We start from the raw sequence: 24,966 nt of genomic DNA, 5'->3' as shown, positions 1-24,966 counted from the left end.
GTTAGACACCGCGCTTATTTCCCCAAACTAATGCGTGTAATTGGGGCAACACTTTTGCATCGTTCATAATGGTTGATTTCATGGCACGATCAATCAGCCATTCAAATCGGGTCAATAGAGTCGAAACCAAGGCTTGGTCATCGACGGTAAATACATCATCATTTCCGACCTGCAAGTAAAAAGGCACCGCCGGATAACGCATGTGTATCATTTCTGCAAAATCAAAGTCTTCTTCATTGAAAACGACGACTTTCAGACTGATATGAGAGTCTTTTAAATTCATCATGAATGTATCAAGTTTGTTGAAATCAGTCACCATTAGCGAGCTCGGTGGTTTGGGTGAGATTGTGACATCATCAATCGCTGTCAGCCAGTCTTGCCAAAATGATCCTTGCGTTTCAATGGCCACTTTCCATCCTTGCTCGTGACATTGGCTGATAAATTCTCCCAACCCTTTATGAAGAGCGGGATTACCCCCTGAAATCGTGATATGTGAAAAAGCGTCTCCGCCAATTTCTTTAAGTGAAGCAATGATTTCTTCTGGTTTCATCGCAGTACTTTTCCCGGTACCATCCCAAGTGAATTTGGAATCACACCATGAACATGAATAATCACATCCGCCAGTACGGACAAACATCGTCTTTTGTCCGATGACCATTCCTTCACCTTGTATGGTCGGTCCGAATATTTCCATTACCGGTATTTTCATAGCAAATCCTCCGCTTTTGGACGATATACGACATAGCTGGTAGGAGTTTCACGCACCACAACTTGAATACATTTAGGTTGGTTCGATAAAGTATTCAATTTTTGTTGAATGGTCGACCAGATTGTTTCAGCCACTTGTTCGGTCGTAGGGTTTTTCTGTTTGAATTCTGGATGATCGTTCAGAACTGTATGATCATATTTTTTGTGAATGAGATTCTTAATTACTTTGAAATCAATGAGGAAACCCATCTCATCCAACTCGTCACCAGCAATGGTGATGTTGATAAAGTACGTATGGCCGTGCATATATTGACAGTTGCCTGCGTCGTCATGTGGAATGAAATGAGCTGCAGACAAATGCATATCTTTATTTAATTCAAATCGGTAAGTATGAGGTGTTTGTGGATAAAATTGCTGAATCACTGGGCTACACTTCCTTGTTTTTCTTCAAGATAAGTCGTTAACCCATTTTTACGCAGCACACATGAAGGACATTCACCACAGCCATCGCCACGGACTCCTTCATAACAAGTAAGAGTTTTGGTGCGGACGAAATCCAAAGCACCTAAGTCATCTGCAAGTTTCCAAGTTTCTGCTTTGTTCAACCACATCAATGGCGTCTGGAATTCAAGGGAAGTATCCATGGCCAGATTAATGGAAACATTAAGTGCTTTGACAAATACATCACGGCAATCCGGATATCCGCTGAAATCAGTCTCACAAACGCCTGTAATAATATGACGTGCTCCGATTGATTGAGCATAGACGGCTGCAAATGACAGGAATAAATGATTTCTTCCAGGGACGAATGTTGACGGTAATTCACCATCAGCTGCGTCGGTCACTGCAATATCGCTTCTTGTTAAAGCATTTGCCGATAACTGGTTGATCAATGTCATATCCAGTACTTTAAATGGAACGTTCAGTTCCTCGGCAATTTCTTCAGCACATTTAATTTCTTCAATATGCCTTTGACCGTAGTCGAATGTGACGGTATACACTTCTTCATACTGTGTTAATGCCCACAGTAGACATGTAGTACTGTCCTGGCCGCCACTGAAGACGACAACTGCTTTTTCTTGTTTCATTGCTCATTTCTCCTTTTGAAGAATGAGTATTCGACATCTCTATTTAGGTGATTCAGTTTTAAAAATCACATATTAATATGAAAATGGCACACTCCATGGAATCGGGGTATGCATGAACTGAGTTGATGCTAATCAAGCACAAAAAATGTGATTGTCAGCAACTATTTTCACCTTAGTTTTTTATAGAGGGAGTTTGCGAACCTCTTCCTATTTTGTTACATCGTACATAATAGCACAGAACAGATGGAGTGCATACATTTGCTTAATTTGTTAGCGCCAATCTTAACCATGAAAAAAGCATGAAGACGAATATCATCTTCATGCCGGTTTGTGCAATACATTCAGTTTTAAAGAATGGGTGATAGAAGTCTTGAGACGGACTCTTTCATTTTAATTAAACGTGTCCGCGATTCATAGAGTTCCCATGTTAATTCTCTAGACAATAACATATCCTGTTCGAACAACTCAGCCAATTGATGGGAAGTTTCCCGATCATAAATAAAGGCATTCACTTCAAAGTTCAATTTAAAGCTACGAACATCAATATTTGCGGTACCGACCGTGGATGCTTCATCATCAACCACAATCATTTTCGTGTGCAGGAACCCATTGTCGTAAATATATACTTTTGCACCTGCTTTAATCAGATTTCCTACATAAGAGTAAGTCGCCCAGTAAACAAACATGTGGTCAGGTTTATTTGGAATCATGATTCGAACATCTATTCCGGATAGACAAGCAATGCGAAGAGAATCCATAAAACTCGCATCGGGAATAAAATAAGGTGTTTGAATATAAATGTATTTCTTGGCCATCGTAATTAATTTTAAATAGCCATTTTTGATTTGTTCCCACTCTGAATCAGGACCACTTGAAACAATTTGTAAGCCTACTGATCCCTTCATTGGTATTGCAGGGAAATAACGATCGGAGTATTCGATATCTTGTTCTTTCGAAGCCGCCTGGTTCCAGTCCAAAATAAATCGGGTTTGCAAAGGATGTAAGGCACTACCTTCAATACGTAAATGTGTATCACGCCAGTAGCCAAATTTTCGGTCCAAACCTAAATACTCGTCTCCCACGTTAAATCCACCGATATATCCTACACGGCCATCAATGACTACGATTTTTCGATGATTACGGTAGTTTAATCGCGGATTTACAAGCGGCATAATGGATGGGAAAAATGCTTCTACTTCGCCACCTAAATCCATAAGCTCTTTAAAGTGTTTTTTACGCACGCCTCGAGAACCCATATCATCAAATAACAAGCGAACTTTCACACCTTGCTTTGCTTTTCGTATAAGTACCTCGTAGATGCGTCTGCCCAGTCCATCCAATCTGAAAATGTAGTATTGGATATGAATATGGTCTTTTGCATGCTCAAGGTCTTCCAAAAGTGCACTAAACTTTACATTTCCATCATTGTAGATCGTCAGGGCATTGTCCTGAGTCAATACAGCATGGTTATTTCTTAAATGCATATAAATCATGTCTTGATAATCTTGTGAGTCGTCAAGACGAAATTCAAAAGTGCCGTCTTCAATAGCATCTATTTGATAATCTATCAAGTTATCAATCCCGATTTTACTGCGGCCTTCCCAACGGAATAAATGCTTTTTGCGTAATTGTCTACCTAACATCAAGTAAAGAAGGAATCCAAGGATGGGAATGAAGAATAAGACCATCAACCATGCCCAAGTGGAAGAGGCATCACGGCGCTCAAGGAAAATTAACACAATGGCTAGAAAAATATTAAGTATGATAATGGCGGAAACGCCGATGCTGAGCAAATTGGCAGCCATATAGTCCCTCCTAAATAAACTGATTTGGTCATATTTAAGTATAGCTTAAAGTAACATAAGAAAGAAGGGAGTGAAAAATCGGACAGTTCAATGAATATTTCTCGACTCCTTGAAGCTTTTGGAAAACGGGTGATTTTATTATAAGCAGGGGGGATCATGTTGGATAATTTATTTATCTTGATCAATGTCGCCGTATTACTACTTCTTATCGGACTTCTTATATATATGGGACGGAAGCACATTTCATTTTCAAAAAGGGTATTCACCGGACTTGGCTTAGGGATTGTTTATGGTCTGATATTACACTATGTATATGGAACAGATTCTGAAATATTAAGTGATTCCGTTCAATGGTTCAATTTAGTTGGTAATGGTTACGTCAAATTGCTTCAAATGATTGTTATGCCATTGGTGTTCATTTCCATTCTTTCCGCTTTTACAAAGCTGACAATTGGAAAGAATTTCGGCAAAATGACAGGTCTTATTTTAAGTTTATTGATTGGTACTACAGCAGTTGCTGCAGCAGTCGGAATCCTTTCAGCGGTTGTATTCGATTTGGATGCTTCACAAATTGTGGGCGGGAACGCTGAAACAGATCGTGGTGAATACCTTGAAATGCGCACGACAGAAGTGGCTGATCGGACATTGCCACAACAGATTGTTGACTTATTACCAGGTAACCCTTTCCTTGATTTCACTGGCGCAAGACCGACCTCGACAATTGCAGTGGTCATTTTTGCTGCATTCCTAGGTTTCGCATATTTAGGCCTCGCTCGAAAAGAAGAGGAGCAAGCGGCTGCCATCAAAAAAGCTGTAGATGCAGTGTATGCATGGATCATGCGTGTTGTGAAAATCATTCTGCGTTTAACTCCATACGGCATTTTGGCCATTATGGCACGTACTGTTGCCACATCTAACTTTGACGCAATATATAATTTAGGTAAGTTTGTTATTGCATCATACGTCGCATTGCTTATTATGTTTGCCATTCACTTATTAATCGTTTCACTGTCTGGATTAAATCCTGTCACTTATGTGAAAAAAGCAGCTGAACCATTGTTGTTTGCTTTCACTTCGCGATCAAGTGCAGGTACTTTACCACTTACAATCAATGCTCAAACCACACGTTTAGGTGTTCCAGCAGGAATCGCGAATTTCGCAGGTTCATTCGGGTTATCAATCGGACAAAATGGTTGTGCGGGTGTTTATCCTGCGATGCTTGCTGTCATGATTGCGCCTACTGTAGGACAAAATCCGCTTGAGCCGATGTTCTTGCTAACACTCCTTGCAGTTGTAGCCATCAGCTCGTTCGGAGTGGCAGGTGTTGGTGGGGGTGCCACGTTTGCTGCTATCCTGGTATTATCCGCTTTGGATTTACCGGTTGCACTGGCGGGATTATTGATTTCTGTGGAACCTTTGATTGACATGGGGCGTACAGCTTTGAATGTAAGTGGGGCGATGGTGTCTGGTGTTACGACTGCCCGCGTTACAGGTGAACTGGACAGCGACATGTACAATGAAGCAATCGAGAACCAAACAGTTTAATAATAAAATATTCTTTAAGAACGGGGATACTCCATTAGTGTATGACACTTTTGGGGTATCCCTGTTTTACTTGTTCATACCTCGAGAGTGAAAAAATAAAGAAAATTTCTTTAATATGACAGAACTTCCATTCATTATATACGTCTTATAGTAAGTAGATGAGATTTTTCATCATAAGCAGCATCTAAATGAATGGTATGAACTCGTTAGAAAGTCCAAAACTGAGTAGTCTTTCTGGATCTTCATGTAAAAAGCAGTGATCTCACAAGGAGCCACTGCTTTTTAGTAGGTCATTATACGTTTGGAGAATAAACGTTTTATATGGTGTTTCTGGTAACGGAAGAATTAAGTCATGACCAATCTTGGCTTCTTTCACCGCTTTTTCATTATCGCCAAGTTTGGCGTAGCATTTCGCGCGGTAGGCATGGACTTCATAGCTTATTGATAAATCGAGAGGGTGATGGACATATTCCGGCACTTTATATTGGTTTAGTAGCGTCAACGCTTCATTAACTTGACCCAGTCCGAATAATGCTTTTCCTTTCTCTAGTAGGTAGTGGTTGTTACCTTCATGATCCGTTTTATCCTTGTACATTTCTTTTCCAAGTTTAAGAAAGCGTTCGAGATGGGTCAGCGCTTTTTCGTACTCATGCGCATAGGAATTGTAGTAATGTGCTTCCAGAAATTCTGCTATGGCTGTGGAAAAAAGATTTTCTGCGAACTCACCGTATTGTCTAACCTTGCGGAGATAGTATTCACGGTCCTCTTCATTTCCGTTAATAATGGCTTGTGCTCCAGCCAATCGATATAAATCGTCGATGCGGTAAAAAATGCGTTCTTCTTTTGAGTATGATAAGGCTTCATTCATTTTCAGCTGGGATTCTTCATATCTGCCAACTGCCGAATATAAAATGGATTCAATGTACATGTAGTCAAGAGTGGTCACGGCATCCAGTTTGATGGCAGGAGAATCAAAACGGGCATGTTCTTCCAAAATAATCGCCAAGGCTTCTTCGTAAGCGTGTTGGTTGAACTTAATTAACCCTTTAAACATTGCGAGCGATGCCCACTGATTGTATAGATGTAATTGTTCATATAGTTTCATCGCCTGGTTGTAATACGACTCCCAATCTTCACGTTTTAAATGATAGCCGCATTTACTGTAAATCTCGAGTAACCGTGCAGATTCGTAGCTGATTGACAATTTATCGACAACCGGTTGCACGAGTTCAATGATTTGTTGGTGTTCGTCGTGTAACTCTGCGTAATCCACTTTATATAATTTTTCAACTTGTGCCAACAAACTTCTTTTTTCTGTCTGACTGACATCTTCCATTAATTCGGACGATTCAATCCCAAGTCTTCCCGCAATATAAGATAGGCTCTCCATGGAAGGCTGTGCTTTGCCGTTTTCAATGAGACTTAGCATGCCTTTTGTCAGCTGATCTCCAGCCAAAGCTTCCAGTGTGAGCTTTTGTTGTTTGCGTAATTTTCTGATGCGTAAACCAAGTGTATCCATAATAATCGCTCCGTTTCTAATTAGTTTAATTATATTAAACTTTTTGTTGCAAGGGAAGTTATTTCGTGTTATTATTTGTTTAATTAAATTAAACTTTTGAAAAGAGGAATTAACCATGGAAGAATCCATGAAGTTAAAAAAGGCAACCTATCATCTTTGGACGTTCACAATCAGTAAATTAATTTCTACGTTTGGTGTCAGTGTTTTTTCGTTTGGAATAAGCTTTTACATTTTATCGGTAACAGGTTCTGCAACGAGCTTCGCTTTAGTCCTAATCTGTAGCATACTGCCGAGGGTGCTCGTGGCACCATTTGCGGGTTATATGGCAGATAAATATCCGAAAAAGACCATCATTATCGTTGCTCAGATTTGTAGTGTACTGGCGGTAGCGGGGTTGTTGACGGTGAGTTTAACTTTGGGACTTTCGCTCATTGCAATTTACATTACACAAATCATCTTGTCCATCACGTCTTTGTTCTCAGGGGTGACGTTCAGTTCGTCCATTGCAAACTTGGTGGATGATGCACGAATTCAAAAAGCAATGTCTTTCAACCAAATGTCTATGTCCTTCGCATCTATAGGGGGCCCGGCGGTGGGTGGTCTGTTGTTCGGACTGGTTTCGATGCAAATGTTCTTAGTTATTCACATGGTCAGTTATATCATTGCCGTGATTCTTGAATCAACAATGGATTTCAAACTGTATTCGAAGAAAGCGGCTGAAGTTGTAGAAGAGAAAAAAGAGACGATGCTTCAAAATATGAAAGCTGGCATCACTTACTTAAAGCAGCACCGTGTACTTTCAGTAATCGTATGGGTGGCGCTTGTAATCAATTTCTTCTTCGGTGCATTTACGGTTGGTTATTCATTTATCCTCGTAGAAGAACTGAAGGTCCAGTCCGCTCATTTCGGTATAACGGAAGGAGCACTTTCGATCGGAATGCTGGTAACGTCCATTTACTTATCTGCTCGTAAGGACATTAAGTTTCCGCTTGTTGTTTCCAAAAGAGGGATTGTAATCATGGGACTTCTGATGGCTGCCGCCACTCTGCCTTTGCTTGTCACCCTTTCCTATTTTGGTATTGTCAGTTTCTATTTCGTTCTTATGTTCTCATTCGGCGTGGCGATGATTTTTGTTAACACACCAATCGGCGTCATGATGCAAAAACAAATTGCGGAAGAATATAGAGGGAGGGTATTCGGACTGCTAGAAACAATGGCGATGTCATTGATGCCACTAGCGATGGTCCTTTTCGGGTTCCTATTCGATATCGTACCTGCACAATATGTATTGTTGACTTCAAGTGCCATTATGTTGGCGGCCATCCTATACATGCTCCGACCATCTGTCATGAGGCAGGCGCATCCTGACCTTGAGGAAGAAATTGCCCCTGAACCGATAAAAGCAGTATCTACCCAATAAAAAAATCCAGCCCCTCAATTTATGAGGAGGCTGGATTTTTAGATTGATGACAAAAAATATTAAATAATATAACAGTATATTAAAATTCGAGTTCTTTTTTTGCACTCAATCAAAAAAAGAAGGTGGTCGGCTATTTCTTTCGCTTTCCGCGGACGAAACGCCAGCCTCCTCGGCTCCTCTGTCTCTGACAGCGGAGCCTGTGGGGTCTAGCTTGTTCCGTTTTTTCCGCAGGAGTCTTCAGAAATAGCCGACCACTTTCCTAATTAAATATTTTGAAGAGAAACACATAAAGAAGCGGTTTCTGTTGATTGGAGTGGAGGCGGCGACTTCAGCGGGAACAGCACGAGCTGAAGGCCCCGCAAGAGCGTAGTGATGAGGAGACTGAGGCCGTGCCCGCGAAACGCGTCCGCCGCAAAGGAAATCAACATATTTTTGCTTACTCTTTTTCAAAAGTATGTAGCAATATTCACTCATTTTTTTGTTTCTCTAAAGCCTGAATCCAGCCCCTCAATTTAGGAGGAGGCTGGATTTTTATTTTTCAATGACTTATTGGATTTGCGGAACAAAAGTATCAAAGTGATGGATGCCAGGGCAAGGATAGCTGATAGAACATAGACGTGATCTGGTTGAACGGTAAATATCCATGTGAAAAGAAGAGGACCAATGATACGCCCCATATTATCCATGGAATACGTCATGCCTGCTGCTGTCCCGTACATCCCGCCGGACTCTTTAGTCGTCAGAGATACTAATACCGTTCGAGCAAGGGCATTTCCAGCAGTAAAGACACTGAGTGCAAAACCAGCCCACAGGAGACTGCCTGTAAAAAGCAGTAATACTAATCCGATCGCCGTCACAACTTGGGCAGCCATGATCCATTTTGTTTCCTGGCCGTTTTTCACGCGGCGAACGACACCACCTTGAATAATTGCGTCGACCAATCCACTAGCCATGAACAAATAGCCGAGTTGCAGTGGAGTTATTGATATTTTATCAATTTGAAATAACTGGAATGTCGCTTCAAGACCGGCTAGCAGGAAAGTCACCATAAAAGAAAACAGGAACAGATAGCGAATGCGATTCTGCCAAAGCTTGTTGGCACCTTTTGGCACAATGGCTCTTTTTCTTGCTTCCCCTCTGGATGTAGGTTCTTTTAAAATCAGACCCGCATACACCATCAAGGCAAGAACTAATAATGCGGAAGCAAAAAACGGAAGCTGTAGCGTGATGCCACCAAGTAATCCGCCGATTGCCGGACCGAAAATAAAACCGAGTCCAATTGACATGCCAAGCAAGCCCATATATTTATTGCGTTCTTCTTCAGTCGTCATATCCGCGACAAATCCGGTAACCGCTGTATACAATGCACCGGAGAAAATTCCGCCGACGATTCGTGATACATACAACATCGGAAGCTGTTCAATAAACAAAGCAAAAATCAAAAAGCTCATACTAAAACCGAATAGACCAATCAGGATTAATTTTTTTCTTCCCGTTCGATCCGATAGTGAACCCCAAAGCGGAGCTGTAAAGAAAGAAGCTAATGCATAAATGGTCAATAAACCACCAACGTGAACTTCACTGTAACCTTGATCCAATATTACTTCAGGTAAAATTGGAATGATGATTCCAAAACCTAAATAAACAAAAAATTGCACAGACATCAATAACAGAATGGCTTTCTTCATTTCAAAAGAACCCGCTTTCTAAACTCAATACGTATAGTCCATTTTACTCGCAAATCCTCCTTCAAACAACAAGGGGCTAAAAGAAAAGTGGAAAGCGTCCGTCCGGAATGAAAATCAACAATATGGTTTATAGCCTTTAAGTAAAAAACCCGCAGATATCATCTGCGGGTGTAATTATAATTTGGCACGCTGTAGACGCAGAGCATTCAATACAACGGAAACGGAACTGAACGCCATGGCGGAACCTGCAACCCATGGTGCCAATAAGCCCGCTGCAGCAATCGGGATTCCGATGGAGTTGTAAGCTAATGCCCAGAATAAATTTTGTTTAATGTTTCGTACGGTTAATCGACTCATAAGCAATGTGTCTGGCACACGCAGTAAATCGCCATGCATTAATGTGACGTCTGCTGCTTCCATTGCGACCGCCGTTCCCGTGCCCATGGCAATTCCGATATCAGCAACAGCAAGAGCGGGAGCGTCATTTATGCCGTCGCCTACCATGGCAACTTTGCGACCTTCTTTTTGAAGAGATGTAATGACTTCCGCTTTTTTCGTCGGAAATACACCTGCAACAACGTGCTCAATTCCAACTTGTTTGGCGATTGCCTGTGCGGTTGTTTCTTGATCACCCGTTAACATCACGACGTGAATGCCCATTTGTTGCAACTTGTGAATTGCTTCTTTAGATGTATCTTTTACTTGATCGGCAATAGCAATCGTGGCAACATGCACACCATCAACTGCCATGAACATGACCGTTTTGCCTTCTTGTTCCAGTGAAGAAGCTTGTTCCAAACCTGTATCCAGCTGAATATTACGCTCATGTAAAAGTTTGCGAGTACCGATGACGAGTACTTTGGAATCAACTGTACTTTCAATCCCATGCCCGGGGATAGCATTAAAGGAAGAACTCTTATGCAATGCAACTTTCATTTCCTCGCCGAAAGAGGTAATCGCATGTGCAACAGGATGTTCGGAATTACTTTCGGCTGCAGCAGCTAACAGGATGAGTGTTTGTCGATCCTGTTGATCGGCAACAATAAACTCCGTTACTGCAGGTTTTCCTTTGGTGATGGTTCCGGTCTTATCGAACACAACCGTGTTGATAGACCTTGTGTTTTCCATCGCTTCAGCCGTCTTGAATAATATTCCGAGTTCGGCAGAGCGACCTGATCCTGCCATAATCGAAGTGGGAGTTGCCAATCCAAGCGCACAAGGGCAGGCAATGACAAGTACGGCAATCGTACTTTCCAAAGCGGCAGCAAAGTTACCGACGTCCACAAGAAAATACCAAACTAAGAATGTCAGCAAGGCAAGACCGACTACGATTGGAACAAATATACCGGAAATCCGGTCCGCCAATCTTTGTATCGGAGCTTTCGATCCCTGAGCTTCTTCAACAACACGGATAATAGATGAAAGAACGGTTTCTTTACCGATTTTTGCAGCTGTAATTCGCAGTGCTCCATTCGCATTGATTGTGGCTGCGAAAACTTCATCATTTGCTGATTTTTCAACCGGCAAGCTTTCACCGGTCAACATGGATTCATCCACAGCAGACGAGCCAGATAGAACGACGCCGTCAACAGGAATGGATGCGCCTGGTTTAATCAATAAAATATCGCCTTTTTGAACAGATTCAATCGCGATTTCCCGTGTTTGGCCATTTTCTTCAATTAATGCCATAGCTGGTTGGAGGTTCATTAATTTCTTAATGGCATCCGAAGAATGTCCTTTTGCACGCGCTTCAAATACTTTCCCAAGTAAAATGAGTGTAATCAGTACCGCACTTGTTTCAAAGTACAATCCGAGCATATGTGACTCTCCATGTTGCAAGCTCTCTAAAACGAGATAAACACTGTAAAAGTAAGCGGCAGAAGTACCAAGCGCAACTAAAACATCCATATTGGCACTCTTATTGCGAAGGGCGAAGTATGCACCTTTATAAAACATCCAGCCAATCCCGAATTGAACAGGTGTAGCCAGGGCCCATTGGAAAAATGGATTCATTAATACTTCTGGTACAAAGATAGCTGACGTGAAGGTGAAATGCCCTACCATTGTCCATAAAAGCGGAAGAGACAAAATGGCTGAAATCCAGAACAAACGAGTTTTCTTTTCAATGTCTGCTTTCTTATAATCAATGGCTTCGGATTTATCATCTTCTTTGTATGTTGCATCATAACCTAGATCTTGAATTTTCTTCACAATATCTTTAGGGCTGGTTTGATTTGGATTAAATCTGATTTTCCCAGTTTCCAGCGCTAAATTAATGGCTGCTTCATTTACTCCAGGCAGTCGATTCAATCCTTTTTCAATACGGGTTGAACAGGCTGCACATGTCATTCCTTGAATTCTTAAATCGACCTGCTCGCTGATTACGTCGTAGCCCAGTGCGCGAACCTTGTCTTCTAATTGTTTCGGTTGAATGGTTTTCGCATCATATGAAATATGTGCTTTTTCAGATGCAAAGTTAACTGTAGCGGAAGAAACTCCTTCCATTTTTTGAAGTCCTTTTTCAATACGATTTGCACAGGCGGCACAAGTCATGCCAGTAATCGATATATCTTGTTGAGTTTCAGTCATACTGAACCCTCCTTCTGCATACCGTTATGGGGTATGTAAATGATTGAAAAAAAACTGCGAATCTCGCAGTCTTCTTTCGTCCGATTAATAGATTGGTTTCCAATCCTTATTTTCCGATTGTGTAACCTTGTTCTTCAATCGTGTTTGTAATTTGCTCAATTTCAACTACATCTTTGTTAAATTCAACGTCTACAGTGCCGTTTTCCAAATGTACTTGTACGTTATCAACACCAGAAATTTCAGTAACACTGCTTTCGATTGCTTTAACACAATGCCCACATGACATTCCTTCAACTTTTAAAGTAACGTGATCTACCATTAGTAATTCCTCCTTGTTATTTACGCATTAGTTTTTGAACTGTTGTCAGTAACTCATCCAGCACATCATCTTCACCTGCAGCCAGTCGTTCTTTTACACAGCCTTTTAAATGGCCATCAAGAAGAACTTTTGCAACACTATTCAAGGCTGATTGAGTTGCTGATAATTGGGTAATAATATCATCACAATACACGTCTTTATCAACCATGCCTTTAATCCCACGTATTTGTCCTTCAATACGGTTTAGCCGGGTGGTTAGATCTTTTTTTATAGAATCTGGATGATGACTTTTTCGACAAGTCGTTGGTTCTAGAGGTTCTTCAAGTGGTGTAGCATCATTTATATAAGTGGTCATGGTTTTTCACCTCCAGATTTTCTTTAGTATAAAGTACGGATGGGGGGTATGTAAAGAAAAGGGATTTAAAAACCCCCAAACTTGAAAAAAAGTTTGAGGGTGTCGTTTTACAGATGTCTTGGTTCCGAAATTTCATGGAGAGCCTGTGAAGCTTCGTGTGCTGTCTCACTCGGCACAGATAGATCTGCCAATGCTACGAAGCCAACAAGTTGATCATTTTTAATGACTGGCAGTCGGCGGATCCGGTGTTGTGCCATGATTTCAGCCGCTTCTTGAGATGTAGATTCAGGACCTACGGAAATCACTTCATCCGACATGACATCTTTAACATGACGTTTCCCGTTTTTTGCAACGGACCGGGTAACGATATCGCGGTCAGTAATCATCCCGATTACACGTGAACCTTCAACTACCGGCATACATCCGATATCCAAAGCACGCATGCTTTGTGCAATTTCCGATATTAAATCGGTAGGTGTGCATGTCACAATATCACGTGACATTATGTCTTTAATTTTCACAAGAACGCCTCCTTTTAATAATGGTTAGTATGATTTACAAAGGACTAAAATATGTAACAAAATTGAAAGATTTAAAAGTGGGTAAACGTGGTATGATAAGTGTATTAAATAAAAAAATCAAATTTTAAGGCAATTTTCTTGAAACTTTTAGTCAATGCAGGCGTTCCTAAACTAGAGGAAAGATAGAGGTGGATTGGATGACGAAAGAAGTTGATTTGCGAACAATCGTTTCGAACCTGTCAAAATTGGGTGTCACTGTAACGCTGACCAAATCTCGTCTCGAAATGTTAAAAGCACTCGCAGCACCAACTCAGACTCCACAATCTCAAGGCTGACTCGACAACTTAGACCATACATTCAAAACATCTACTATAGAGTAGGTGTTTTTTTATTGTAGTTTTTTTCATAATAATTAGGAGGAAATTGGCTAGTTGCTCCCAAATTGCGAAAGTTGCTCCAAAAACATCAAAAGTTGCTCCCAAATCGTGAAAGTTGCTCCAAACACACAATCCACCCCAATATACAAAAAAGGATTACGCAAAAACTGCGTAATCCTTTTCATTATTCGTCTTCGGAAGAACCAAACATATACGTGCGGTGATGGAATTTCATGCTGAAAACTAGTCCAAGTGCCAACATATTCCCCATTAACGAACTACCCCCGTAACTGATGAAAGGAAGCGGAATTCCCGTTATTGGCAATAGCTGAATCGTCATCCCGATATTTTGGAAGACATGGAATGTAATCATGGCAATAATTCCAGCACATACATACGTACTGAATGGATCTTTTAATTGCAAAGTGATTTTGGTCAAATGGTAAATGAGTAAGAAGAACAAACTGACCACAATACTGGCGCCAATGAACCCGTACTCTTCACCAATTACCGTGAAAATAAAGTCAGTATGATTTTCAGGCACGTACACTTCGCGACCTTGATAACCTTTTCCGGTAATTTCTCCGGAACCAATAGCCGTCATGGCATTAATCAAGTTATAGCCTTCGGATGTGGCGTAAGAATACGGATCAAGCCACGAATAAACGCGACCAAATTGATAAGCTTTGAACCCGAATTTTTCCGAAAGAAAATCTTGCATAAAGACAGCCATCCAAAGCAACGACCCGCCCAATACAGCAGTCCCCGCAAATATCGGGACAATCAATTTCCAAGTAACACCACCGACGATAATCATTGCTGCCGTGATGGCAAGGAAGACAAGAGACGTACCAAGGTCAGGCTGTTGCATGATGAAAAGTAATGGAACAAGTGCGGTCAAGACGATTTTCCCGAGGAGCAAAAGATCTGTTTTCATCGTTTTCACTACATTTATTTCATGATGTTTACTGATCATGCGTGCCATTGTCAATATAAAGAACGTTTTCATAAATTCAGAGGGCTGAATGCTACCGATCCCCGGTAAGTGGAACCAACTTTTCGCTCCTCCGCGCATTTCGGCAATTTGACCTTCGCCACCTGGAGCTAAAACCAGAGCAATCAAGATGAAAATACCTATACCATACAGAACCCATGCCATCTTTTTATATTGCTCGGGTTCGAAAAACATAGTAAATCCAATAATCGTCGCGCCTACAATGTACCAAAAGGCTTGTCTTGGGATGAAATTAATCGGGTATTGACCCGAAGTTTGGGCAGATGAAATTGCGAATAAGCTTACAATGAATAGCAGTAATAATATAAAAGCCAACGTCCAGTCAAAACGGTCGGCAAAACCTTTGTTATTTTCCATAGTTGTCACCTAAATTTCTAGTTTAAAGTTATAACTTATCAATTATAGCGTAAATGACTTACAAATGCTTGTGCAGTAAGTACTGACGAAGAACATCTTAAAATGTTTCCTTCTTCACAAAGGGAGATTATAATGAAAGGAGGAATGGAGTGATGATAATGGTGAAAAAGGCACGTGATACAGAAAATTATCTTCACCATATTTATATACATATGAACGAGGCAGATCAATTCGTGATCTTCAGCGGTCTTACAATGCAACAATTTGTCCAAAACGCCGGGCCCTTGCAACATTTATTGTTACTTAAACATGAATACGAAGACAGTTCGTTTAACATTCATACCCAACTGGAATTCGTACCGGATGAAGAGGTCCTGTCGTTTACAAAAGAGTATATGGACAAGCCAACTGATTTGAGATGGATTGATTTTGCAGATGAGCGCAGACTCAACATGTTAACGCCTCAAGAACAAGCAGAACTTTTATATATCGGTCATAAAAAAGAACCGATTCGTTCACCATTTTATTATCAACTCCAAAATCGTTTTGTCTATTTGTCCAACGAAGAAGAAAGTATGACGAAAATTTATTTTCGTGAACTAAATGATTCAATCCATTTGGTCGTTAATATACTAAATCAAGTAGTTCGTGACAAAGAGAGAGGTGCCCCTTTTTGGCGTAGAAAGCAAAAAGAAGGATATCCTGAGCTGACTTTGGAACAATGTATTGCACATAAACCTTTGATGAAGGAAGGCGTGCTGCTTTCATTATTCAAGCTAGAGAAGTCAAAAGCAACATATGATTTAGAAATCCGTTCATTGCCAGAATCGGTCTTCCCCGATGAAATATGGGACGAATTAACTGCAGTCATGAAACATAATCCGGACGAAACCATCCGTTTCTAACCACAATCCCTTGCAAAGATGAGTGCAAGGGATTGTTTTTTGATTAGTGTACGTGGGTAAACATGGTTCATGTTAAAATAACTGTATCCAATACATGGAGGTATTTAAATGAAAAAAAGAATAGGTTTATTATATGGTGGGAAATCCGCTGAACACGAAGTTTCTTTATCGACTGCACGTGCGGTCACGCAAGCTTTAAATTTTGATGAATATGATGTGTTCCCAATATACATTACGCATGAAGGTGAATGGCGTAAGGGTGAGCAGTTAATGGCACCTGTTGATACAATTGAACAATTACAATTCAACAATGCATCTAATCAAGAATTGCCAAATAACATTTCAAGTTTCTTACCTTCCCATCAGGAAAAAGAGGAAGCTGCTCTAGACGTGATTTTCCCACTTTTACATGGACCAAATGGGGAAGATGGAACGGTACAGGGACTACTTGAAGTATTGAATCTTCCGTACATCGGGAATGGAGTTCTCGCTTCTTCTGCAGGAATGGATAAAGTGGTGATGAAACAGCTCTTCGCGATTGCTGGATTGAAACAAGTACCATTCGTTCATTTCATTCGTAAAGAATGGCAAAAAGACCAGGAAAGTTTAATCGGGAAAATGGAAAAGGATCTTGCATGGCCTGTATTTGTTAAACCTGCGAACCTGGGATCAAGTGTAGGCATCAGCAAAGCGTCTACTCGTGAGGAGTTAATTGCAGCTGTAGAGATGGCTTTGAAATATGACCGTAAAATTATCGTCGAACAGGGCATTAAAGCTCGTGAAGTTGAAATGGGTGTACTTGGTAACGACACGCCGAAATGTTCCGTGCCAGGTGAAATTAAACCATTGAAAGATTTCTATGACTATCAAGCAAAATATAAAGATGGCAATACGGCAATGATTATTCCTGCCGATGTAACTGAAGAAGTGGAGCAGACGATGCAAGATAACGCAATTAAAGCGTTTAAAGTTTTGGATTGCTCGGGACTTGTGCGAGCTGACTTCTTTGTAACGGATGAAGATGAAGTTCTTATTAATGAAGTAAACACACTTCCAGGCTTTACGCCATTCAGTATGTTCCCTTTATTATGGCAACACACGGGTGTGAATTACTCTGAACTAATAGACCAGTTAATCGAACTGGCAATCGAAAGACATGCAGAAAAACAACAACTACATTATACAATGGATTGAGTGTGAATTATTTTGAAAAAATCATTACGAACAGTTGCTGAATGGTTAAATATCAATGACCAGGAAATTTCGGATGTCACAGTCAGTGGCGTTTCGATTAATACTAAAACCATTCAACCGGGAGATCTATTCATTCCGTTTAAAGGTGAAAAAGTAAATGGTCATCAATATGTGACACAAGCATTTGAAAAAGGTGCTTCAGCAGCTCTTTGGCAAAAGGATGAACCAAATCCACCGCAAAACCTGCCTTTGCTTTTAGTTGAAGACAGTGAAAAAGCGTTACAGGAAATGGCACGGGCTTATCGTAAAGACCATCCTGCCACATTTATTGGAATTACAGGTTCGAATGGAAAAACATCCACAAAAGATTTGGTTGCGGGTGTTCTTTCTCCTTATTTCCGCGTGCAAAAGACCGCAGGGAATTTTAATAATAACTTGGGATTGCCCATCACTATCCTATCTCTTGATGAAGAGACAGAATTTGCAATTCTTGAAATGGGTATGAGTGGTTTTGGGGAAATTGAGTTTTTATCCAATTTGGCGCAACCACATCATGTTGCCATTACCAATATTGGTGAAGCACATATGCAAGATTTAGGCTCTCGTGAAGGGATTGCCAAAGCGAAGTTTGAAATTGTTTCCGGCCTACAAGATGAAGGTTGCCTATTTTATGATGGAGACGAACCATTACTGAAGCCATTCATTGATCAATTCAATGGTGAAAAAGGATCTTCTTCTATTAGAACGGTATCATTTGGAACAAATACAACGAATGATATTTCTGCACAATCAATTCAAGCGACTGAAAACGGCAGTGAATTTGATGTGGCTGGGTTAATTGACTCCCACTTCATGATTCCGGTTTTAGGTAAGCATCAAGTTAAAAATGCATTAGTTGCAATTTTGATTGCCAAAGAAGCAGGCTTAACAAATGAACAAATTCTAGAGTCTTTGAAAAACGTATCTCTTACAGATATGCGGATGCAAGTCATTCCTGCTCAAAACGGTGCGTTATTTATCAACGATGCGTATAACGCAGCGCCGACTTCCATGAGCGCTGCCATCACGTTTATCAGAGAAACATCGATTCGTTCTGAAAAATGGCTTGTCCTTGGGGATATGCTGGAACTCGGTTCTGATGAACAGGCTTATCATGAAGAATTAGCTGAACAAATCAAACCGGAAGATTTTGAAGGGGTCTGCTTATATGGCCCGCGCATGAAATGGTTATATGAAAAGTTGCAAAATACTTTTGGAGCACCGAATTTGATTTGGTCTGAAAAAGATTATGCACCAATACGTGATGTATTAGAGAATCATACTTCTGCAAATTCCATTATTTTAGTAAAAGGATCTCGCGGTATGGCGCTTGAACATGTAATTAATTAAGACTTTGTGGCTCAAGCGGCTAAGCGCATTGAGTGAATAGGATAATCAAAAGGAAACTCTGCTTACTGGGAGTTTCCTTTTTGCATGGTTATTACTTAAAATGAAGCGTTTGAAAAATGACGAACTGGGTAACCCAACAGTATTAAATAAGACAGCGTTGGATTTCAAAAGGGGACTGATAAAAAGTGAAAACAGGACTATTATGCATTCATGGATTTACGGGAGGTCCGTATGAAATCGAGCCTTTTGTGCAATATATTGAAGAGAAAACGGATTGGATTGTCAAAGTCCCTACATTGCCTGGTCACGGACCTACACTATCATTAACAGAGCTGACAGCTGAAAACTGGATGATGGAAGCTGAACAAGCTCTTAGGTTGTTGCAAAAAGAAGTAGATCGTGTAGTTGTGGTCGGATTCTCTATGGGTGGCTTGATTGCATTATATTTGGCAATGCGTTACAAGATCGACCGCCTCGTTCTACTCAGTGCAGCTGCAAAATATATTAGTGGTGCACAACTATTAGAAGACGTTAAGGATATTGTAGCGGATGCCGTGAGCGGGAAACTTTCAACCAATACGTTTTATCATTTATACGAATACAAATTAACTCATACGCCTATTCGAGCAGCGATTGAGTTTTTGCGTATCGTAAAAATGGTCGAGCCTTATTATGAGTCAATCACAGTACCAGTATGTATTGTGCAAGGGAAAAAGGATGGGATTGTCCCATTCGCCTCAGCTCAATATTTGTACGACCGATTAGGTTCGGAAGAGAAGTGCATGGTTACTTCAGAATGCGGCAAACATCTTATTTGCTATAGTGAGGATTGTGACGATTGGTTTGATGAAGTCTTAGTATTTCTGGAAAAGAATGAGAAAACTAATTATTACGACTGTGGCTGATTAATTGCATATCGTCTTTATTCGTGTTAAAGTAATTAGAGCAATGGATACATTTTGTGTAAAGACTCTTCGGTTTTCGATGAAGAGCTCTTTTTTTTGAACATAACGGTTTGTTCAATTTTTTAGGGTAGGATGTTTAGTTTCAAACATCAAATATGTGAACTATCACAATAGCCTCGTTCTCATTAGAACTGAACAAAGGCTACCAACAGGTCACAAGAGACAGCGTGATGCATAACGCTTTGAACATGCTCCCCACTGATCGAACCGCTCGGCAAAAGACCGGGCTTTCCTTTAAATATAAGTCCCCTCTGATAACTCTACAGAGAATTTTAAGTAACGGAAACGTTCCTCGTATAGGCTCGAATTTGCCGCAACTTCATCTGAAAATGTAACCATTTGTCAAATGTAAACAAAAAGGAGATTAAATTTTGACAAATTTTTCAGAATTAAATATTAGCGAATCAACATTAAAATCCGTAAAACGTATGGGTTTTGAAGAAGCAACACCAATCCAAGAAGGTACAATCAAGTTTGCAATGGAAGGCCGCGATATTATCGGTCAAGCACAAACAGGAACTGGTAAAACAGCTGCGTTTGGTATTCCATTGGTAGAAAAGATTGACCCAAAAAGCCCGAACATCCAAGGTTTAATTATCGCACCAACTCGTGAATTGGCGATTCAAGTTTCAGAAGAACTTTATAAAATCGGTCAAGACAAACGTGTGAAAATTTTATCTGTGTATGGTGGACAAGAAATCGGACGTCAAATCCGTGCATTGAAAAATAACCCACATGTAATCGTCGGTACTCCTGGTCGTATTCTTGACCATATCAACCGTCGTACATTAAAACTAGAAAACGTTCAAACGCTTATTTTAGATGAAGCGGATGAAATGTTAAACATGGGCTTCATTGAAGATATCAACACAATTATGGAAAGTGTTCCACCAGAACGTCAAACATTGCTGTTCTCGGCTACAATGCCAACACCAATCCGTAAAATTGCTGAGAAATTCATGAAAACGCCTGAAGTAGTTAAAATTCAATCAAAAGAAATGACAGTAGAAAACATCGAGCAATTTTTCGTTAAATCGCATGAGCGTGAAAAATTCGATATCCTTTCTCGTGTTATTAACGTACACCAACCTGAACTTGCAATTATCTTCGGTCGTACAAAACGTCGCGTAGACGAATTGTCACATGCATTGAGCATCCGTGGTTATTTAGCAGAAGGTATTCATGGTGATTTAAGCCAAGCGAAACGTATGTCAGTTCTTCGTCAATTTAAAGAAAACAAAATTGACATCCTTGTTGCAACAGACGTAGCTGCTCGTGGTCTTGATATCTCTGGTGTTACTCACGTTTATAACTATGACATTCCTCAAGATCCTGAAAGCTATGTACACCGTATCGGTCGTACAGGCCGTGCAGGTAAAAGTGGTGTGGCAGTAACTTTCGTTACTCCACGTGAAATGGGTTACTTACGTATCGTAGAAGAAACAACGAAAAAACGTATGTCTCCACTACGTCCACCAAGTTCTGATGAGGCTCTAATCGGTCAACAACGTTTAGCTGTTGAGTCATTAGCTGAAATGGTAGACAAAAACAATATCGGTGATTACCGTGCATTCGCAACGGAATTACTTGAGAAATATGAAGCAGTTGATGTAATCGCTGCTGCATTGAAATCAATGACACGTGAACCAAGTGATACTCCTGTATCAATTTCTGAAGAACGCCCATTACCAGCTCGTAAAGAGCGTAGTGGTGGTGGCGGACGCAGCGGCGGCGGTGGCTATAAAGGCAACAACCGTAGCAGCGGCGGCAGATCTTCATCAGGTTCAGGTCGCAGCTCAGATCGTGGTCCTTCTCGTCGTACTGGCGGTCGTGACGGAAGTTCTTCTTCATCACGTGAAGGTTCTGCAAGCCGTGGTGGACGTCCACGTACGTCTTCACGTCGTGAAAACTAATTAAATTTCAAATACCACAGTCCTTTTGGGCTGTGGTATTTTTTTGTGTCTTGATTTCGGAGGATTGAAACGTGAAGAACTGCTACGAACGCGAATAGACTTCACGAAACCGCGAATAAAAAGACTCATACCTCCAATAGCACCAGGAGTCAACGAAGCTGCTCTTTTTAATGAAACAAATTTACTGTAAAATCGTATGTATAGAAGAAAGTAGGTGTTTATATGAGGAAAGAACCAATTAATCAAATCTCACCGAAAGGATTAAAGGTTTGGAGATTATACGGTTTAATGCATTCAGCAATTATTTGGCTATTGGCGATAGGGGCTGGTGTTTTGAATTGGTGGCTTGAAGGGCCGTGGTGGGTAATGGTTATTTGTGTCGTACTCCCTATACTCTATACATACATATTTGTTTACTTATTCCCCAAGTTACGATGGCTACGTTGGCGATATGAAGTGCGGGAACAGGAGATTGAACTTCAGCATGGACTGTTTGTCGTCAAAAGGACGCTAGTGCCGATGGTCCGAGTTCAACATGTAGATACGGAACAAGGTCCAATTTTACGTAGATATGATCTGGCTTCCATTACAATTTCGACAGCCGCTACCAACCATACCATTCCGGCACTTATCACGAGTGAAGCGGATGAGTTAAGAAGTCGGATATCGACACTTGCAAGGGTGGCGGAAGATGATGTCTAACGAACGGTTTAAACTTCATCCGATTTCAGCCGCTGTTAATTTTATTAAAGGTTTAAAGGATTTAATCTTTCCGTTTATCTTCATTTTTGTTGTAAATGGATTTCAGGGAGATTCCTATGAAGGCGGCCATTGGACAGATTTTGTTCCTTATATTGTCGGGTTTCTTGTACTGACGATTATATTAGGAAGTGGAATCATTAAATGGAAACGTTTTGTTTACTGGTTTGAAGAAGATGAACTACGGATTGAATACGGATTGTTCGTGAAGAAGAAACGCTATATTCCTTTTGAACGAATTCAAAGCCTGAATTATACCGAAAGTATTTTGCATCGACCATTCAAACTTGTCAAAGTAACGATTGAGACAGCCGGTTCTGGCTCAGCTAAAGAAGCGGAAGCAGAATTAACCGCTATCACAAGAGAAAATGCAAAACGAATCGAAGCGGAAATGGCGATTGCAAAAAAACGTAAAGCGAACATTTTAACAGACGAAGCAATATCAATGGAAGATCAAATTCATGAAACGGATACTAGCATCCCGATTTTTAAGTTGTCTATGAAGGATTTAATTATTCTGGCTACAACTTCTGGAGGGATTGGTGTCGTTTTCTCCGGGGTAGCCGTGTTCATGTCCCAGTTTTCGGATATTATCCCTTACGAGAAGATTTACGATGAGTTTGTCGTGTTCTTGAAATTTGGCTTCTTCATTGTAGCTATCAGTATTTTTGTATTTTTGCTATTTGCATGGATAATCTCAGTCATCCTGACGACCTTAAATTATTATCAATTTACGATTGTTCAGGACAACAATCAAATCATCTTAACCCGTGGATTGCTTGAAAAGAAGAAAGTTTCCATTCCAATCGGGCGTGTTCAAGGCATTCGCATTGTCGAAAATCCATTGCGTCAATTATTTGGCTATTGTACGGTCATTGTGGAAAGTGCAGGGGGGTCCCTAGAGGATCAAGATAAAAAGATTAGACTGTTTCCTCTAGTGAAGAAAAGTGAAATCAAACAACCTCTTAATAAACTTTTCGCCGATTTCGATTTTGAACCAGCTTGGACGACTTCACCAAACGAGGCTAAGCCATTTTATTATCGTCTGGATTTTCTATGGATGCTTCCAGTCATTGCGGCCGTCAGTTATTTCTACTATCCATATGGATTATTGTCGCTGTTGCTGATTCCAATCGTATTGTTACTTGGGCTATGGCAGCACCATTCTGCAGGATTTTCTTTACATCGAAATCAGTTGTCATTGCGCTATAGAGGAATCAGTAAATATACGTTCTTCATTGAAAAGAAAAGAATGCAATCTCTTGAAATGACCCAAAGCCCATTTCAAAAAAGAAAATCCCTTGCTTCAATTGAAACAACGATCAAGTCAGGGATGCTTGGGGCGACGGCAAAAGTCGATCATCTGAAAGTAGAAGATATTGAGAAAGTAATGACATGGTACGAACCATCTGGACATGAAGTGATAGAAAAAGGACAGCCACATTAAGGCTGTCCTATCTTTTTCTTTTTTTCCAGCTGATGATTCTTTGGGGATGAAAATAACTTAGTCCAATTAGGAATCCAACAGCCAATCCGCTTAAATGAGCAGTTGCATTAATGTTTGGTGTCAAGAATGTCATGATAATACTGATGACGATAATGGGTAAAATGATTTGGCGAAGTTGGGGTAATGTTTTACGAGCGTAATACACCAGTGCCCCAAAAGCACCCAGCAATCCATAAATAGCACCGCTTGCTCCAACATGAACATAAGAAGCATCTTGTAAAAGGAATGTTGCAACGGTACCGAATAAACCAGCCATAAAATAAATGGTCAGAAAACGAACTTTTCCTGCAAGCTTTTCAAGTTCCGGTCCAAACAAATACAATGAAAACATGTTAAACAGTAAATGCAAAAAGCCTGCATGTAAAAACATCGGTGTAATGAAGCGCCACCATTGACCGTCCGAAATCAGGTAATTTACACCTGCCCCATAATTAAATAGCACAGTGCCGAGGACTGGGACTATTGAAAGCAAATGAATAATTACATTAAGTGCAATTAGAGTGGAAACCACTGGGTAAAACTTAATGTATTGTGAAAAATTTTCTGTACGACTAAACATGAATTCACCTCGAATTTCTATGAAAGTATTATACCGTGAAATTGGCTATGGTTGAAAGGAGAAGTGTTGCATGATTAAAGGAATTGGCTTGGATGTGACAGAAATAGAACGTATTAAAGCTGCCCATATACTTACCCCGAAATTTAAAGCGCGTATTCTTACAGCCAATGAATTAGATCGTTTTTCAAAAATGAAAGAGACGAGACAGCTTGAATTTTTGGCTGGTCGTTTTGCGGCGAAAGAAGCTTTCGCGAAAGCAATGGGGACGGGCATTGGCAAGCATTGCAGCTTTCATGATATTGAAATAAATTCTAACGAAGACGGTAAACCTGTCCTGTATTTTAAAGGGCGGGAAGTCAACGGCCACGTGAGTATCACACACACAAAACAATTCGCTGCTGCCCAAGTAATATTGGTTGAATAATCCCTGTCCCTCTTTCATAAGATGTCTTAACGGATCGATATGAGA

Annotated in this window: 23 protein-coding genes and 1 riboswitch; of the genes, 11 read left to right on the top strand and 12 right to left on the bottom strand. The window is 40.5% G+C overall.

The window, feature by feature from the left end; all coding sequences use genetic code 11:
- Position 1: 1 nt before the first annotated feature.
- The 4 genes from queE to cls all read right to left on the bottom strand — a co-directional run bounded on the left by queE (position 2) and on the right by cls (position 3,601).
- Complete coding sequence (queE, locus tag M9R32_RS06000) at positions 2 to 709, bottom strand: 7-carboxy-7-deazaguanine synthase QueE (RefSeq protein WP_269925823.1); 708 nt, start codon at positions 707 to 709, stop codon at positions 2 to 4.
- Complete coding sequence (gene queD / locus M9R32_RS05995) at positions 706 to 1,131, bottom strand: 6-carboxytetrahydropterin synthase QueD (RefSeq protein ID WP_269925822.1); 426 nt, start codon at positions 1,129 to 1,131, stop codon at positions 706 to 708. Before queD ends, queE begins: the two co-directional genes overlap by 4 nt.
- Positions 1,128 to 1,796 (bottom strand): 7-cyano-7-deazaguanine synthase QueC, encoded by a 669-nt coding sequence (gene queC, locus M9R32_RS05990; RefSeq protein WP_269925821.1) that lies wholly within the window; start codon positions 1,794 to 1,796, stop codon positions 1,128 to 1,130. The genes queD and queC overlap by 4 nt, the downstream gene beginning before the upstream one ends.
- A gap of 166 nt (positions 1,797 to 1,962) precedes the next feature.
- Positions 1,963 to 2,006, bottom strand: a riboswitch (PreQ1 riboswitch).
- 137 nt (positions 2,007 to 2,143) lie between these two features.
- A complete protein-coding gene (cls, locus tag M9R32_RS05985; RefSeq protein ID WP_269925820.1) occupies positions 2,144 to 3,601 on the bottom strand; it encodes a cardiolipin synthase in 1,458 nt (485 codons plus the stop codon).
- Positions 3,602 to 3,826: 225 nt separating this feature from the next.
- Here cls and M9R32_RS05980 point away from each other — a divergent pair, with 225 nt between their 5' ends.
- Positions 3,827 to 5,146, top strand: a complete 1,320-nt coding sequence (locus M9R32_RS05980; protein WP_269926058.1) for an L-cystine transporter — start codon at positions 3,827 to 3,829, stop codon at positions 5,144 to 5,146.
- A 262-nt stretch (positions 5,147 to 5,408) separates the two neighbouring features.
- Here the strand turns inward: M9R32_RS05980 and M9R32_RS05975 are convergent, their stop codons facing one another.
- Positions 5,409 to 6,665, bottom strand: coding sequence for a helix-turn-helix domain-containing protein (locus M9R32_RS05975; protein ID WP_269925819.1), 1,257 nt, complete (start codon positions 6,663 to 6,665; stop codon positions 5,409 to 5,411).
- A gap of 115 nt (positions 6,666 to 6,780) precedes the next feature.
- Between M9R32_RS05975 and M9R32_RS05970 the strand changes: the two genes are divergently transcribed.
- The gene (locus M9R32_RS05970) at positions 6,781 to 8,085 is read left to right on the top strand and encodes an MFS transporter (RefSeq protein WP_269925818.1); all 1,305 of its coding nucleotides are present in this window, start codon (positions 6,781 to 6,783) and stop codon (positions 8,083 to 8,085) included.
- 512 nt (positions 8,086 to 8,597) lie between these two features.
- Here the strand turns inward: M9R32_RS05970 and M9R32_RS05965 are convergent.
- From M9R32_RS05965 to M9R32_RS05945, 5 genes are all read right to left on the bottom strand, one after another.
- Entirely contained in the window at positions 8,598 to 9,773 is a 1,176-nt protein-coding gene (locus M9R32_RS05965; RefSeq protein WP_269925817.1) for an MFS transporter, read from the bottom strand.
- 174 nt (positions 9,774 to 9,947) lie between these two features.
- A complete protein-coding gene (locus M9R32_RS05960) occupies positions 9,948 to 12,362 on the bottom strand; it encodes a heavy metal translocating P-type ATPase (protein ID WP_269925816.1) in 2,415 nt (804 codons plus the stop codon).
- 106 nt (positions 12,363 to 12,468) lie between these two features.
- A complete protein-coding gene (gene copZ, locus M9R32_RS05955; RefSeq protein WP_269925815.1) occupies positions 12,469 to 12,681 on the bottom strand; it encodes a copper chaperone CopZ in 213 nt (70 codons plus the stop codon).
- Positions 12,682 to 12,697: 16 nt separating this feature from the next.
- Positions 12,698 to 13,036, bottom strand: a complete 339-nt coding sequence (locus M9R32_RS05950) for a metal-sensitive transcriptional regulator (RefSeq protein ID WP_269925814.1) — start codon at positions 13,034 to 13,036, stop codon at positions 12,698 to 12,700.
- A 107-nt stretch (positions 13,037 to 13,143) separates the two neighbouring features.
- Positions 13,144 to 13,557, bottom strand: coding sequence for a CBS domain-containing protein (locus M9R32_RS05945; protein WP_269925813.1), 414 nt, complete (start codon positions 13,555 to 13,557; stop codon positions 13,144 to 13,146).
- A 197-nt stretch (positions 13,558 to 13,754) separates the two neighbouring features.
- On the opposite strand from M9R32_RS05945, the gene M9R32_RS05940 reads away from it, so the two are divergent.
- A complete protein-coding gene (locus M9R32_RS05940) occupies positions 13,755 to 13,892 on the top strand; it encodes an Lmo0850 family protein (protein WP_269925812.1) in 138 nt (45 codons plus the stop codon).
- 226 nt (positions 13,893 to 14,118) lie between these two features.
- On the opposite strand, the gene M9R32_RS05935 is transcribed toward M9R32_RS05940, so the two are convergent.
- A complete protein-coding gene (locus tag M9R32_RS05935; protein ID WP_269925811.1) occupies positions 14,119 to 15,306 on the bottom strand; it encodes an FtsW/RodA/SpoVE family cell cycle protein in 1,188 nt (395 codons plus the stop codon).
- A 152-nt stretch (positions 15,307 to 15,458) separates the two neighbouring features.
- Between M9R32_RS05935 and M9R32_RS05930 the strand changes: the two genes are divergently transcribed.
- The 7 genes from M9R32_RS05930 (at position 15,459) to M9R32_RS05900 (ending at position 23,878) form a co-directional block, all read left to right on the top strand.
- Entirely contained in the window at positions 15,459 to 16,211 is a 753-nt protein-coding gene (locus tag M9R32_RS05930) for a hypothetical protein (RefSeq protein WP_269925810.1), read from the top strand.
- A 108-nt stretch (positions 16,212 to 16,319) separates the two neighbouring features.
- Entirely contained in the window at positions 16,320 to 17,405 is a 1,086-nt protein-coding gene (locus tag M9R32_RS05925) for a D-alanine--D-alanine ligase (RefSeq protein WP_269925809.1), read from the top strand.
- Positions 17,406 to 17,417: 12 nt separating this feature from the next.
- The gene (locus M9R32_RS05920; RefSeq protein WP_269925808.1) at positions 17,418 to 18,794 is read left to right on the top strand and encodes a UDP-N-acetylmuramoyl-tripeptide--D-alanyl-D-alanine ligase; all 1,377 of its coding nucleotides are present in this window, start codon (positions 17,418 to 17,420) and stop codon (positions 18,792 to 18,794) included.
- Positions 18,795 to 18,979: 185 nt separating this feature from the next.
- Positions 18,980 to 19,699, top strand: a complete 720-nt coding sequence (locus M9R32_RS05915; protein ID WP_269925807.1) for an alpha/beta hydrolase — start codon at positions 18,980 to 18,982, stop codon at positions 19,697 to 19,699.
- 431 nt (positions 19,700 to 20,130) lie between these two features.
- Complete coding sequence (cshA, locus tag M9R32_RS05910) at positions 20,131 to 21,672, top strand: degradosome RNA helicase CshA (RefSeq protein WP_269925806.1); 1,542 nt, start codon at positions 20,131 to 20,133, stop codon at positions 21,670 to 21,672.
- Positions 21,673 to 21,894: 222 nt separating this feature from the next.
- Positions 21,895 to 22,374, top strand: a complete 480-nt coding sequence (locus M9R32_RS05905) for a PH domain-containing protein (protein ID WP_269925805.1) — start codon at positions 21,895 to 21,897, stop codon at positions 22,372 to 22,374.
- The gene (locus M9R32_RS05900; protein ID WP_269925804.1) at positions 22,367 to 23,878 is read left to right on the top strand and encodes a PH domain-containing protein; all 1,512 of its coding nucleotides are present in this window, start codon (positions 22,367 to 22,369) and stop codon (positions 23,876 to 23,878) included. The genes M9R32_RS05905 and M9R32_RS05900 overlap by 8 nt, the downstream gene beginning before the upstream one ends.
- A 7-nt stretch (positions 23,879 to 23,885) precedes the next feature.
- Here M9R32_RS05900 and M9R32_RS05895 read toward each other — a convergent pair whose 3' ends face one another.
- Positions 23,886 to 24,497 carry a rhomboid family intramembrane serine protease gene (locus M9R32_RS05895; protein ID WP_269925803.1) on the bottom strand — a complete coding sequence of 204 codons (612 nt, stop codon included), beginning with the start codon at positions 24,495 to 24,497 and terminating at the stop codon, positions 23,886 to 23,888.
- 70 nt (positions 24,498 to 24,567) lie between these two features.
- Between M9R32_RS05895 and acpS the strand changes: the two genes are divergently transcribed.
- Positions 24,568 to 24,921, top strand: a complete 354-nt coding sequence (gene acpS, locus M9R32_RS05890) for a holo-ACP synthase (RefSeq protein ID WP_269925802.1) — start codon at positions 24,568 to 24,570, stop codon at positions 24,919 to 24,921.
- The last annotated feature ends 45 nt before the right edge of the window (positions 24,922 to 24,966 follow it).

Origin of the sequence: Paenisporosarcina quisquiliarum, from assembly GCF_027563315.1 — a bacterium.
In the GTDB taxonomy this organism is placed as follows: domain Bacteria; phylum Bacillota; class Bacilli; order Bacillales_A; family Planococcaceae; genus Paenisporosarcina; species Paenisporosarcina quisquiliarum.
The sequence above is the reverse complement of the archived record's forward strand: the minus strand, read 5'-3'. Positions and strand labels throughout refer to the sequence as shown.